Source organism: Candidatus Hydrogenedentota bacterium (assembly GCA_013359265.1).
In the GTDB taxonomy this organism is placed as follows: domain Bacteria; phylum Hydrogenedentota; class Hydrogenedentia; order Hydrogenedentales; family SLHB01; genus JABWCD01.
The window spans coordinates 142,201-156,360 of sequence record JABWCD010000022.1; the positions used below are offsets into that span (position 1 = coordinate 142,201).

The window sequence follows — 14,160 nt, forward strand, 5'->3', positions numbered from 1 at the left end:
AAGAGCGAAGAAAGGAGGGAACCACTCGAGACCAGACATTAGCGCGTGGGCTTAAGGGAAGACGGTGCAAGTCCGTCGCAGACGCGCTGCTGTAACCGGGGACGAAACCCGCACAATGTCACTGTCCGCCACCGAGCAAAGGCTCGAGCATGGATGGGAAGACGCGGGAGGTAGGACGATCCGGAAGCCAGAAGACCAGCCCACGAACGCATCGCCCCCGCCTTAAAGGTTTCCGGGCGGGCGGCATCCATGCGCAACTTCGCGGGAAAAAAGTTGCAGCAGGACGGGCACAACCGCCTGCGTTCCTGCCTTCTTTGATCCCCCTATTCACGCACGTGAAACCGAATTGATGGTGCGCCCAATCGCGCACCGCAAATAGGGCGGTAAGGCATGCCTTGCCGCAGGGGAAAATGTATGCATCACGTATTGTCCATTCGCTGGGCGCGGGGAATCCCGAGGCCCGGATCGTTCGCTGCCCTCCGCGCTCGAATTCGTGCCCGTAATCGCTATCGAACTTCTGGCTTCACTCTCGTCGAACTCCTCGTCGTAATCGCCATCATCAGTATTCTTGCCGCGCTGCTCTTGCCGGCCCTGTCCAAGGCGCGGCGCAAGGCGTTGTCCACCCAGTGCATCAACAACCTGCGACAACTCTACCTGGCAAACACCATGTACGCAGACGAGCACAAAGGCTACTACGTGCCCGCCGCGCCGGACATCAATAACGGCTTCGGTGGGCGCACGCGCTGGCACGGCGTACGCGAAACGGACAGCCCGGACAGCGATTTCGACCCCAAGAAGGGGCCGCTGGCCGAGTACCTGCCGGACGCGCGCGTGAAGGAATGCCCGGTGTTCACCGAATTCCGCCGGCGTGGCGAAGTGCCGAATGCGTTCGAATCGGGGACGGGCGGCTACGGCTACAACGGCTCATACGTGGGCGGGAAATACGACAAGTTCGACTGGATGAAGGCGCCGCGCAAGACCGCGCTCGATAGCAGCATCCGCGAACCCACCCGCACGATCATGTTCGCCGACGCGGCCATCACGCAGGACGGGTACATTGCGGAGTACGGATTCCTCGAACCGCCGCATTTCGTGACGAATGACTCGCCCCAGGGCAACCCCGCGTGGGGCTTCGCGTCGCCAAGCATACACTTCCGCCACGATTTCCGCGTGAATGTCGTCTGGTGCGATGGTCACATCACCAGCGAACGTTACGGCTGGACTACCGACGAGAATATCTACGGCGGCCAGAACCGGCGCTACGGCGTGGGGTGGTTTGGGCCGGAGAACAATCAGTTGTTCGACACCGGCGACAAATCCGCATACCTCGGACCATAACCGTCACAAGCGCACCGGCGAAAAAACGCGGCGGCTTGGCAACGAGGGCCAAGCCGCCGCATTCCTTCGTAAGGGGTACTCAGAGCGTTACGGTCACGCTCACCGGTACCGAAGTGTTTCCTCCGTCGCTCAGCAGGTTAAACGACGTGTTATAGCTACCCGGCGCGACCGCTGTCGGATCGACCGTTACACTGACGACGTCGATCTCGCCGTTGATCGTCGTGCCGCTCGCGGGCAGAATCGATTCGATCCACGCCGGCAGTCCGGCAGTCACGATTGCCCAGTCCAGCGTGCTCTGGCCGGTGTTCAGCACGTCGAACGTCTGCGTCACACTCCCGCCCGATTGCGAGATGCTTCCAAAAGCGAGGTTGCCGACATTGTTCGTTGCCAAGACCGGCGGCAGAATCGTCATGGTCATGACAATCGGCCAACTTCCGCTCACGTTCAGATCGCCGTCTTCCCAATTGATGACCAGCGTACCCGTGTACGTGCCCTGATTGAGCGTGCGATTCACCGTTACGAGCGCACTGTCTGTACCGACTGTGGTCGACCGCGAGCCGCTGTCCGGCGTAACGTTCGATACAAACACCGGAATCTCGTCTACGAACCAGTTCAACAACACCGTCGGCGACGCGCCATACGGGTACGTGCCGCCGATGTTGCGCACGTTAATAATTGTGGAATTGGTCGCCGTGCCCAACGCGATCGTTGTCGGCGTAATGGATGGCGTGGGGAACGCGGGTGCAAGGAACGGCGCCGTATCCACGTCAATGGTGTCGGGATAAATAAAGTACTTCGGTTCCGCGTCGCTGCTGTAAATCGTGTTGTCGACGTTCAACGCCACGGTGAACGGTGTCGATCCCACCGCCCCGAAGGTCAGGCGTACAAGATCGCCGTAGGACCCATAGGGCAATACGTCCTGCGGAGTGGGGGATGTCAGCGAATACACGCCCCCGCCCAACGGCGTCAGCGTCCAGCCTTCTACCAGCCCGCCCTCGGCGTGAGGCACGATGCCAATGGCGAAGGCTTCCGTTGTCGTGAGCGTAAACTGGAATTTGTTCACGTTTCGCGGAACATAATCCGCGCGCAGCGTCACCGTGGTCGAGCCGGACACGACACCCGTCGTCCGCATCGATATCTGGCCCATCAGGATGTCGCCCACGATCCCGGCGAGATTGATGTTCTGCTCGTCGGATATGCCCTGAATCAAGCCCTGATCCGGGTCGTCGTTCGGATCGTTCAGCGCGCCGTCAAATCGAATCGGCACACTCTCTTCCTCTCCGAGGGTCACGTAACTCAACACCGTGTGCGAAGCGAGATCGCGGTTCAGATCGAGAATGCGATTCGAAAAGTTCGCCACCGTCGGAATGTTGTTCGTGTCGGGCTTGGTCAGGTAGTAGTGGCCGCCCGTGCTCGACGCGAGGCGCGCCAGCGGTTCGTGGTTGACTTCGAGGCCCCAGCCCACCGGCATGACGCGCGCCCGGCGCGCGACAAGTATGTCCACATAGTCCTGAATCTCGCCCGGAGGAGTCGTCAATCGTCCGTCCGAAAACAGCGCTATCGAGCGGATGTCGGCGTTGTCGAACCCTATGTACGGGAAGTCGGCGTCGGACAAGGCCTGGCTCGCCGACTGGACCGCGGGCAGGATCGCCGACGCGCCGTTGTCCACGATGTTGATGTTCTGAAGGGCTGTCTTCAGCACGATCGGATCGCTCGTGAACCCTTGGACAAGGGTGGCAGCCGTGTTCCGATCGTGGTATTCCATGATTGCCATCGTGGCGAAGCCGCGTTCCACGTTCACGAAGTAGTCGAAGAAGTCGTCGATAAACTGCGAACCCAGCAATTCGTAAAGGCTCTGAATATCGGTTCCCGCCGCAATCGCGGAGTCCCTCATACTACCCGAGTAATCGAGCAACAGCACCGTACGGATGCGCAGATCGATTCGTTCGTCCGATAACGCCTCGGTCAGCGTGCTGTTCTGCAGGAAGACCTGTTGCGTCGTTTCCGACGGCTCTTCGATGATGATGCCGTCCTCAAAGATGCGGAACACGTCCGTCATCAGGAGCGGGTCCATGATGAACGATTCGTCGCGAATGTCGCGCATGATCATCGAGTAACGCATCATCGACGGGATGCGCGTGCTGACCAGCGGCGTCTGAAAGGACAATTCTGCCGCCTCAACGGATACGGTAATCGTTTCCGGTTCGATATTCGGGTCAATCTCTCCAAGCGCGTCGAGCGCGTATACGGTAATCGTGCCCGTGCCGCCGGAGCTCTCGAGTTCACTGCGATCTATCGAGACGTTTATCGTCTGATAGTCCTTTATGATGCTGTCGGTGCCGATGCTGGTGCCCGTCGCGGGGCTTAGGAAGAGCCACGGCCGATCGGAAACCACGAGGAAGTTCAGCACCGTGCCGGCATCGCCGACGTTGCCGACAAATACCGACCCTGTATCGGCGTTGAGCCCAAAGTCCAGGTTGTCGGGTATGACGCCAATAATCGGACGTAACGGGACCTGCATGGTCACTTCCAGCGTCTTGTTGCCGCCATTCGACGTTACCGGAATCATCGCCGAGTATCCGCCCGGCGCGAGACCGATGCGGCTGACGGTTATCGTGACCGTATCTACCTCGAGGGCGCCCTGTACCTCGCCCGCTACCGGCGCGATGTTCAGCCATTCGGGGAAGTCGTTAGGATCGATGTTCCAATTTAGCGTACCTGTGCCGCTGTTAGTAATCGTGAAATCGAACTCCGTGTCTTCGTCGCCGAGCGGCGCGAGCGGACCGTTGCTGTTGTTAAGGAAGCCCGTGTCAATAGTGAGCACCGGCACTTCCGCGACCGTCATGTTCACGGTCACGTTTACGTCTCCGGCGTCCGATGTTACGGCAAACGTGTGTGAGTACTGCCCAGGCGACAGCCCGGTGCGATCGACTGACACGATTACGCCATCTGTCTCGCCGGTCACATCGCCGGAAAGCGGAGGCGTTAGAATAAGCCAGCCGGGGAAGCCCGAATTGTCGATGGACCAATTTACGGTGCCCGTGCCGCCATTGCTGATTGTCAGCAGTTTGTCGGTCGCGTACTTTCCAAAGTTCAACGTGGTCGGTACGACGACGAGTTGCGACGGCGCGACCGTCATGTCTACCGCGATGTTTGCGGCGCCGCCGTTGCTCGTCACGGCAATGATGCCACTGTAATCGTTCGGCGCAAGACCGGTCCGGTCAATCGTCGCGGTGATGGTTTCGGTCTCGTTCGTCGTCGATCCGCTCGTCACGTCCACTGTGAGCCACGCGATCGACTCGTCAATGTCCCAGGTCAACGTGCCCGTGCCCGAGTTGCGCACGGTGAACTGCAACTGCGTCGTGTTCGTTTCGAAATCCAACGAGGTCGGGTTCACGGCCAACAGCGGCGTCGGCCCCGGCACCTGCATCATTACCGGTACCGTGATGTCTCCGCCATCCGACGTAAACTCGATATTCTCGGTGTACTGACCCGGAGCAAGCCCCGTGCGGTCCACCGTCACCACAACCGTCGTGGGCGTCGCCATTGTCGTCGCGCCCGACGTTACCGACGTCGTCAGCCACGGAATGTTTTCCGTCAATTGCCAATTAACCGTACCTTCTCCGTCGTTTTCGACATCCAACTCGATTAGTGTGTCTGTCGTTTCAAAGTCGAGTTCGGTCGGATTTACCGACAGCGTGGGGGGGAGCGGCTCTTCGCTGACTTTAATTGTTACGGAAATCGTCCGCGTGCCACCGTTGGACGCGATGGAGAATTCCTCCGTATACGTGCCCGGCGCAAGGCCGGTCCGGTCTACCGTTATCGTCGCTATCGACGGCCCGCCCACCGGCGTGCTGCCGTTGCTAGGGGAAACCGACAACCAATCGATCGATTCGTTTACCGACCACACCAGCACGCCCGAGCCCGCGTTCTGTACTGCAAAGTTGTCTTCGTCCTTGTTCACGCCAAAATTGAACGCCGCCGGAATTACCGACAAAACAGGCGTGCTCGATGTGCCACCTCCAGGGGGACAGCCCGCCGCGCCCAACATGGCAATCAGCGCGGTAATTTGCAGCGTTACTACTGATCGACGACTCATGGACCTACTCCCTAAACGCGTATGCGGCGATTTGCCTGGTTCGCGTGAGGCTGTGATGTCTCCACCTTTCCGTTATGACTGCGTATCATCGTCCGGGAACAAATCATCGAAGTCCGGCGTACCGTCTTCGTCGCGGTCCCACGCGTTTACCGCGTCGGGATCGAACCCGTCTTCAAGCAGAATCGGGATGACCGAAGCCTGCGTCGAGCCTTCCTGCACGAGAATTCCGTCGGGGTACTGGAAGAACTTCGTGAACGGCGGGTTCACGTAAATCTGGTTGTCCACTCGGAACACCACCGGAACGATGTCGGTCGTGTTCAGGCCGGTGAATTGAACCCGGAACATGTTGCCAAACGCGCCGTACCTCAACGGCGTGGTCTCGGACGTCAACGCCGTGTACACGCCGCCTCCATTGTTCACGAGGAACCAACCGTCCAACAGGCCGTCCGGATCAATCGTGAGCGTGTACTGCTCCGTGCTGAGCAATTTGATCTTGATCTGGCTGATGTTGCGCGGTACGTAATCGGCCCGAATAAATAGGTCCGCCGTGCCATCCGGCTGAATGCCCGCGGTGCGCAGGCTCAATTGGCCCGCGCGCACGTCGCCGCCGATTGCGATCACGGCATCCCGCTGGAACGAACCCATAATGCCCTGGTACTCGGCAGTGATCAGATAGTTGTGCGATCCCTCTTGGAAGAGAGAAATGTACGTCAGCACAATTTGGCGCAGCAGTTCCGTAATGATCAGGCCCGGCGGATTTCCTGGCGCGCCGGTTTCGCTCTGCAACAGATTGACGAGTTCGGCCGCATTTGGCGCCGCGTAGTAATGCCCGCCGGTCTGCGTCGCAATCTGAATCAACGGCGAAGCATTCACCGTTTGGCCAAACCCAATCGGGTACAAGCGCACGCGGCGGTCCGTCGCGGCGGTAATGCACTCTTCGAGGCTTGCGATGCTCGATGTGTCGCGCCCGTCCGAAATAAAGATGAGCGCCCGAACGTCTGCGTCGTCGAAGGACGGCACGCCGATATCTTCGTTCTCGATGCGCTGGCACGCGTCGATGATCGCGTCATAGACTTCGGACGCGCCGTTCTCGCCGATCGGCACTTGGAACGCCTGAAGTCCCGCCTTCAACGAGTCCTTGGACGTCGAGAAGTTGTGTACCAAGCGGTCCGTCTGCTGACGGTCGTGGTATTCCATGATCGCCAGGCGCCACGAATCGGGCAGGTCTTCGATGAAGTCCAGCGATGCCGTGACCATTTGTTCAATAACCGCGCCATTGCCCGGGCCGGCGTTGAACATGCTGCCCGTATAGTCCAGCAGCAGCGCGATGTTGTACCGCAGGTTCTCCGCCGACGTGACAAACAGGTTCGTTTCGTCCGTATCGAGATCGATCCCGTCTTCCTGAATCGAGAAGGCGGTCTGCAGTTCCGCGAACACGTCCGGGTCGGTCGAATCGATGGCGTCGCCCAAGGCGTCCCGCATGAGGAACACGAAGCGCATGATGAACGGCGCGCGTGTACGGTTCTCGGCGCCCTCGAATCCAAGTGGCGCCGCCGTCACGCTGATCACGACGTCCACCGGGTCGATGCCAATGCCGGACACGGTGATCGTGCCGCCGTCACTCGAACCCGTCAGCGCGTTTCGGTCGATCGTCACCGTGATGGGCACACGATCGTAGTCCAGAATATTGTCCGTGCCGATACTCGTGCCGTCCGCGGGATCGAAGAAAATCAGATCGGGGCGGTCCGTCGACAGCGTGAAATCGAGCACGCTGCCCGGCTCGCCGTTGTTAAACACGTCAAACGTCAGCGTATTTTCCGTCTCGCCGAAATCAAGCACCGACGGCTCTACACCAATCGACGCGCTCGCGCCCTGCGTAATGTTGACTGTGACCTGCGTGTCGCCTGCGTTCGTGTCGATCAGCAGCACAAGCCCAAAAATCCCGTCATCCAACAAGTCGCGATCGATCGCGACGTCAATGGTCGAAGTGTTACCCGGCTGCGTTGTGCCGGACGCGGGATCGATCATGAGGTAATCGGGGAAGGGGATGGTCGAATTCGGGTCGTCAGGGTCCTGCAGTTTCACGTTCCACGTTAGAGGACCCTCGCCCGTGTTCGTAATCGTGAATTCGGCTTCCTCCTGGTTATTCAAGAGGTTAATCGTCAACGGATCGACCTCGAAATCAGGGTCGCCCGCAACCGTCATCGCCACGTTGATCTGTTTCGTTGTCGTCGCAGAAGAAATCGCAATCTTGCCGGTATAGGTGCCCGGGGCCAGTCCGTCGCGGTCGACCGTAAGTTTCACATGGTCAATTTCAGTCGTCACTGTGCCCGACGTAACGTTCGCGCTCAGCCACGCAATATTCTCCGTTAACGTCCACGCGATCACACCCGCACCCGTGTTAAAAATCGATATGTCTTCCTTCGTGCCGTTGCTGCCGAAATTGACCGCAGCAGGATTCACAGCCAGCCCGGATACCGTTCCGCCGCCGGTGGGACAGCCCATCAGCGCCGCGCAGCCCAGCACGACGGCGACCGCTTTCGCCCAACCCGTTAGTCGATACATGGTTGACGTACCTCCGAAACGAAGCAGCGCTACCGTGCCGCCACTTCACTGGCACAAGCCCTAGGCCGGACCGCGCCGTGGTCCGGCAAGCAGCCGCAGGCGCGGGCCCGCGGCCGTATCGCTAGGTACTTGCGTATGTTGACGTGCCGCGATGCATCAGCTTCCGCAGCACACTACGTTGACGCCGGCCGATTGCAGAAACGGAATATCGAAATCGTTGGCCTGGTCGCTCAATTCGCTACAGGTGAGATTGACGAAATCGCCCGTGCCCAACCCGCCATTCACGGAATTGGTCACAAGCGGCTGGATGTCCGTCACCAAAGTCCCACACGCGCTCAACGAATCGAGATTGATGAGGCCCGCGAGCGCGGAGAGCTCGAATACGTCCGTCCCGTCGATGTTCAGATTCAGCAGATTGACGAGACTGGCAATGGGGGTGATGTCGGAAAACGGATTCCCGCTCAAATCAAGAAAGGTCAGGTTCGTCGCGTTCTCAAGCCCCGTCAAATCGGAAATGCCCGTGCCCCGCGAGTCGAGCTGGCGCAAACGCAATAAGTCGGCGCGCGTGAGGAAGCCCAACGGCATTCCCAACTCCGCCCGTATCGCCGCCTCCAGGACCGGGTCCGGAATGCTCACAATGATCGCATAGTTCACGGGGCATCCCGTTGCCCCGAACACCATCGCTATGACAAGCGCTATCGCCGTTACCGTTCGTTTCATGCGACTAGTTCCCATGGCGCATTGCGCGCGCGTTTGCGGTCAGCGCCCGTCTCGCATAGGGGCCGCTGCCAAGCAATCAGTCCCAAACACAACCTCCTCAGTCCGTTGTATTATGGAGCAATCATAGAACTTTGTCAATAATTTTCCTGTCTTTCCATGCCACTTCTCCCACCACCAGTCCAAATACTACCACATTCTACACCGAATACCCCGCAAATGAAACAATTGGCCCGCCAACTCTATCTACCACTATGTCCTGTAAGGCACGCTCGTATCACAATTAATCAATAGTCGTAACTAATAAAAATATTAATTCACATTAAAAGCATTTACACGCCTCCAAGTGTTGGTATGCAGACTCCCTGTGGCTGTGCCAGGCTCCCGACGCCGCCCCCCCGGCGACTGCGCCCCACCTCCACGGAACCGATTTCGATTGCCGAATCTCGGACCCCGTGCTATCGTCGCAAAAGCGGCCGCACGTGCCGTTCGAGCAAGGTGCCGGTGCAAGGCTAAACGTGGCGCAGTACTTCTAAAAGCGAGGGAAGTGCGATGAGGATGATGTTCCTGTGTCTAATTGCCGCACTGTGTTTGATGGGATGTCCCAAGGGCCAGGTCAACAAGATCGCCAGTGTTCGTGTGGTTGCGACCTGCAATACGCCGGGCGCGCCATGTACCTTCGAGCACTTCACCGACTACGACGACTCCATGTTCAACAAATTTGAGGTGCGGTCAAATGCCATGCGCGCCGGCAAGGATGACGTCGCCGAAGACGAGGTCATAGTCGAGTTCCGTTCCAAGGTACCGGTTATGGGTTACATGGCGGGGATGAACAACGACGTATTCGGCGACTCGCAGACACTGGAAGTTGTGCATAAGGAGGGCGACGGCAACGTTGATTCGGCCTACGCGTGGAAAATGAAGATCGCGTTGGACGACAAAAATCAGTACGAACTTACGATGGACTTCTACGGACCGCCGATACAGTAGCGCTCCGAACGTCAGACTCCGCTGAGATAGTCAAGCCTGCCGGTGCTGTCGCCGAGTTTTTCGGTGGGAATGCCCGCATGTTCGAGCATATTCAGGTACAGGTTGTTCAACGGAGTGTCTTTCGCGTACGAAATATGACGGCCGCCTGCAACCTTGCCGCCCGCATTGCCGGCAAGCAGTATGGGCAGGTCGTTGTGGTTGTGCCGGTTTCCGTCGCCGATGCCGCTGCCGTACACCACCATCGAATGATCGAGCAGCGACCCGTCGCCATCCTCGGTGGATTTCAGCCGCTCGACGAAATACGCGAACTGCTCCATATGATACCGGTTGATCTTGCGGATGTCCGCGATCTTGGCCGGGTCGCCCTGGTGATGGCTGATGCCGTGGTGGCCGCCGGTGACTCCCGCTTCGCGGTACGCGCGATTGCTCCCCTCGTGCGCCACCATAAAAGTTATCACCCGCGTCTGGTCCGTCTGGAACGCGAGGACCTGCAAGTCGAACATGAGCCGCGCGTATTCGCCAAAGTCTTTCGGTGCACTCTCGGGTACGTCGAGGTCTACCTCGCCCGCCGCAAATCGTTCGTTGGACTCGATCCGCCGCTCCAACGTGCGCACGGCGTACAGGTACTCGTCGAGTTTACGCCGGTCGCTCGGCCCCAGTGTTTTTTGCAGCGCCTGCGTGTCCTCCAACACGAAATCGAGGATACTACCCCTGTACTTCTTACGCTTCTCGCGCGTGGACGGATCGACGTTTTCGGCGTTGCCGCCAAACAAACGTTCGAACACCGCGCGCGGGTTGCCTTCCGGCGGGTTGGGCGTGGTTGCGGTGCGCCACGAAATGCTGTTCGAATACGCGCAGCTATACCCTGTGTCGCAATTCCCCGCAAGCTTGCCGGGTTCGCACGTGAGTTCAAGGGACGGGAACCGCGTGTGGCGGCCTATCTGCTGCGCGGCGATCTGATCCACCGAAATGCCCGCGCGTATGTCCGCGCCGTCGGTCTTGTTCGGGTGTACCCCGGTAAGGAATACCGCCGCCGCGCGCGCGTGATCGCCGCCGCCGTCGCCCAGCGATTGCGCGTTGTATTGCGCGAGGCCGCTCAGGACGTTCACGTGGTCCCGGTGCGGCGCGAGCGGCTCCAGAATGTGCGGCAGGGCGAATTCCGTGCCATCGCTAGTGGGCGTCCAGTCTTCCACGATGACGCCATTCGGAATGTACACGAAGCTCATGCGAACCGGCGAAGCGGACACCGGCGGCCTCGGCGCGGCGGACGCCATCGCGTCCAGCATGGGCAACGCGATCGAAGCGCCAACGCCGCGAAGAAACGTCCTACGATCCAGTTTTCGCCTCTGCAGAATCGTCGCCACCGATTTCATCCTCGCCTCTGCGCTTTTGAAATGGCAGACTGCTTACAATCTCGTATGCGAGCGCGGAGAACCGATACTCGTTCCGCGCCACGTTGGCGACAATCTTGTCGACCACCGGCGCGTCGTACGGCTCAAGACCTCTTCCGAGTCCGTAGGTTAGCATTTTCTCCGCCAGACATCGAGCAAAATCGTCTTTGCGCTCCATGAGCATTTTCTTGAGTTCCTCTACCCCTGAGAACGAGCGACCGTCCGGCAACGTGCCCGAATTGTCTATGGGCCGGTCCCCCTCGGTCGTGCGCCACGCACCGATCGCGTCGAAATTCTCGAGGCCGAACCCGAGCGGATCGATCCGCGCGTGACACGACGCACAACTCTCGTTCTTCCGGTGCGCTTCCAGGCGCTCGCGCATCGGCGCGTTGGGGTCTATATTCGCCGCCTCGAGCGCCGGCACGTCCGGCGGCGGGGCAGGCGGGGGCGCGGCGAGGATGTTTTGCAGCACCCACACCCCGCGTAACACTGGCGACGTGCGCGTGGGGTACGACGTCACCGTAAGAACACTCGCGTGCGTAAGCACGCCGCCACGCTGCCCGGGATTCACCGCGACACGCCGGAACGAGTCGCCCGTGACTCCCTCGATGCCGTAATGACGGGCGAGTCGTTCGTTCAAGTACGTGTAGTTGGCGTCGATGAATTCCAGAATGCTGCGGTCGTCGCGGACGATCGCCCCGAAGAACAGCGACGTCTCTTGCGTCATTGCGCTTCGCAGCGCGTTGTCGAAGGAAGGGAACAGTTTCGGATCGGGATCGGCCACGGCCATGTTGCGGAACTCGAGCCATTGCCCCGCGAAGTGGTCCGCCAGCGCCGCCGACTTCGGATCACGAAGCATGCGCTGCAACTGCTCGCGCAGCACGCGCGGATTGCGGAGCGCGCCATCGTGCGCCGTGTCCAACAACTCGTCGTCCGGCATGCTGCTCCACAGGAAATACGAAAGGCGCGACGCAAGTTCGTAGTCTTCAAGCCGGCGGTCGCGCTTGCCGAACCGCGCCGGCTCGTTGTGCTCGATGCGATAGATGAACTGGGGCGACACGAGCAGCGCCTGTAACGCAATCTCCACGCCTTGCTCGAAGCCGTCGCCACTCTCGGCCGCAAGCCCGACGAATCCCGTTAGCTTTTTCATTTCTTCCGCGGTCGGTGGACGCCGGTATGCGCGACGCGCGAGCGGCTCGAGTACGCGCCGTGCGCACGCCTTCGTATGCGGCTTGTCCGGGTGCTCGCAGGTCAAGACGAAGTGCCGCGTGCTCGCGTCGTTATCGCAGGATTCGCGCATAACGACATCACGCGCGATGCGTTCGGCGGCTGCGAGATACTTCTCCAAGAGCAGCGGCGACACCGACAGCACGCTACCGATCGTGTCGAAACCATACCCGCTGTCGTCCGCCGGAAAATCGTCCGCTGGCCGGAATTCGACGCCAAGCAAGTCGCGAACCGTGTTGTTGTATTCCGCGCGGTTCAACCGGCGCACCGTAACCCGGCCGGGGTCAGGCGTCATCGCGACTCGTTGGGATTTCCCGTGCTCAAGTAAAAACTCCACAACCAAGGCAACCTCGTCCGGCTTCGGTTGTGGCCGCTTCTTGGGCGGCATCTCGCCCGACTGAATCATCGCACGGACACGGTCCCAAAGTTCCGTTTCCGCCAACGCCGCGCCCGGCGATTCGAACGATTCAAGATCGATATCGCCCTTCATCTCCTCCGCATCGTGACACGCAAGACAATATTGCTTCGTAAATGGGACGACGATCGATTCATATGCCGATGCGAGTTCAGCGGACAGCGTGGCGTCGGATTCCGCGGGCTGTGGCGGAAGCGATTGACAACCAATGAGCATAACGATCGAAAAGAACGACGACGCGCGTACAGCGCACGGCCCGCGTTCGCGCCGTTTGGCGCCCTCGGCCGCGTATTGAGGGGCGGTAGACATTGCAGATCAACCTACCATCGCGCGTGCGCCATGACAAGTGAGACTCGACTGTTATAGGACGATACGGTACACTTGCCGCGACAGGGATGCGTAAGCGTGATACATCCAACCCGAATGGACCGCCGACTTACCGCGAGAATCTCCGTATTCCTGATTGTCCTGTCAATCGCCGGTATTGCGTCAGCGGACCAAGCGATTCAGAAGCCGGAATTCTCGATGACGATACCGGACGGTTGGATCGAAATCCCGCGCGATGTGCTCGACGAATACGCGGCAACCGTTAAGAGTCTCGCGCCAAACGCCGGCATCGAACGATACGACTACGGTTTTCAGGCGAATTCGGGCGAGTGGTTCACCTATCCCTACATCCTCGTCGAAAACCGGCGTACGGGCAGACTGCCGCAGGCAACACTGGAGCAGGCAGAAAAAATCGACATGTCCGCCGTGGCCCGCAATGAACAACGAAATCTCGGATCGATTGCCACAGGATTTCGCATCGACGCGCCGGTATTTGACCAAGAGACCAAATTGCTCTGGCTTCGCGCTGAGGCGAACGTCGCGACGGTAGGGCCGGTTTCGGGGTTGCTCGCGTGCGCGCCGACGGAACAGGGCCTCATCCGAGCGAGTGCATTCGCGCTGGCTCCCGATTTTCCCGCTTACGAACCAGTCTTTCGCGCGAACCTCGGCAACCTGAGGGCGGACCCCAGCATCGCCTACGTCTGGGGAGCGAAATCCGCGCGCGGAACACAGACCAAGGCGGGCGCCGCGGCGTCGTTGCTCGTGACAGCGCTGCTGACTGGATTGCTGATTGGGCTGATTGTCTATCTGGTCCGCAATTGGATGACCGACTAATGCAATTCGAGATATTACATCGCTGAATTCTCGTGCTCGTAATCGTAATCCTGTATTTCCGAAAATGGACCTTTTAGACATCCCGCTCGTGTTGGTTTGAAATATGAGATTTCAAATCTGAAGTTGCATCTTCACGGTTTCTGGGTGCCCCGATAGGGGTATGACAACTAATCCGAAAACGCACCAATCGTCCCGCGCGCCAAAGGCGCAATGCAACCCTAGCCAGGGGCATTGCCCCTGGAAAATGTCCACACCCC

Annotated in this window: 8 protein-coding genes and 1 riboswitch; of the genes, 3 read left to right on the forward strand and 5 right to left on the reverse strand. The window is 59.5% G+C overall.

Features of this window, described 5'->3' with window-relative positions:
• Positions 1 to 30: 30 nt before the first annotated feature.
• Positions 31 to 219: riboswitch (cobalamin riboswitch) on the forward strand.
• Between the two features lie 195 nt (positions 220 to 414).
• Positions 415 to 1,338: a type II secretion system protein gene (locus HUU46_18510; GenBank protein ID NUM55639.1), complete on the forward strand. Its 924-nt coding sequence runs from the start codon at positions 415 to 417 to the stop codon at positions 1,336 to 1,338.
• Positions 1,339 to 1,417: 79 nt separating this feature from the next.
• On the opposite strand, the gene HUU46_18515 is transcribed toward HUU46_18510, so the two are convergent.
• The 3 genes from HUU46_18515 to HUU46_18525 all read right to left on the reverse strand — a co-directional run bounded on the left by HUU46_18515 (position 1,418) and on the right by HUU46_18525 (position 8,722).
• Positions 1,418 to 5,437, reverse strand: a complete 4,020-nt coding sequence (locus HUU46_18515) for a VWA domain-containing protein (protein NUM55640.1) — start codon at positions 5,435 to 5,437, stop codon at positions 1,418 to 1,420.
• A gap of 72 nt (positions 5,438 to 5,509) precedes the next feature.
• A complete protein-coding gene (locus HUU46_18520; GenBank protein ID NUM55641.1) occupies positions 5,510 to 8,002 on the reverse strand; it encodes a VWA domain-containing protein in 2,493 nt (830 codons plus the stop codon).
• Positions 8,003 to 8,158: 156 nt separating this feature from the next.
• A complete protein-coding gene (locus tag HUU46_18525) occupies positions 8,159 to 8,722 on the reverse strand; it encodes a hypothetical protein (GenBank protein ID NUM55642.1) in 564 nt (187 codons plus the stop codon).
• 549 nt (positions 8,723 to 9,271) lie between these two features.
• Here HUU46_18525 and HUU46_18530 point away from each other — a divergent pair.
• Positions 9,272 to 9,709: a hypothetical protein gene (locus HUU46_18530; protein ID NUM55643.1), complete on the forward strand. Its 438-nt coding sequence runs from the start codon at positions 9,272 to 9,274 to the stop codon at positions 9,707 to 9,709.
• Between the two features lie 11 nt (positions 9,710 to 9,720).
• Here the strand turns inward: HUU46_18530 and HUU46_18535 are convergent, their stop codons facing one another.
• Positions 9,721 to 11,082, reverse strand: coding sequence for a DUF1552 domain-containing protein (locus HUU46_18535; GenBank protein ID NUM55644.1), 1,362 nt, complete (start codon positions 11,080 to 11,082; stop codon positions 9,721 to 9,723).
• Positions 11,036 to 13,051: a DUF1592 domain-containing protein gene (locus tag HUU46_18540; GenBank protein ID NUM55645.1), complete on the reverse strand. Its 2,016-nt coding sequence runs from the start codon at positions 13,049 to 13,051 to the stop codon at positions 11,036 to 11,038. The genes HUU46_18535 and HUU46_18540 overlap by 47 nt, the downstream gene beginning before the upstream one ends.
• 96 nt (positions 13,052 to 13,147) lie before the next feature.
• On the opposite strand from HUU46_18540, the gene HUU46_18545 reads away from it, so the two are divergent.
• Entirely contained in the window at positions 13,148 to 13,903 is a 756-nt protein-coding gene (locus HUU46_18545) for a hypothetical protein (GenBank protein ID NUM55646.1), read from the forward strand.
• Positions 13,904 to 14,160: the final 257 nt, after the last annotated feature.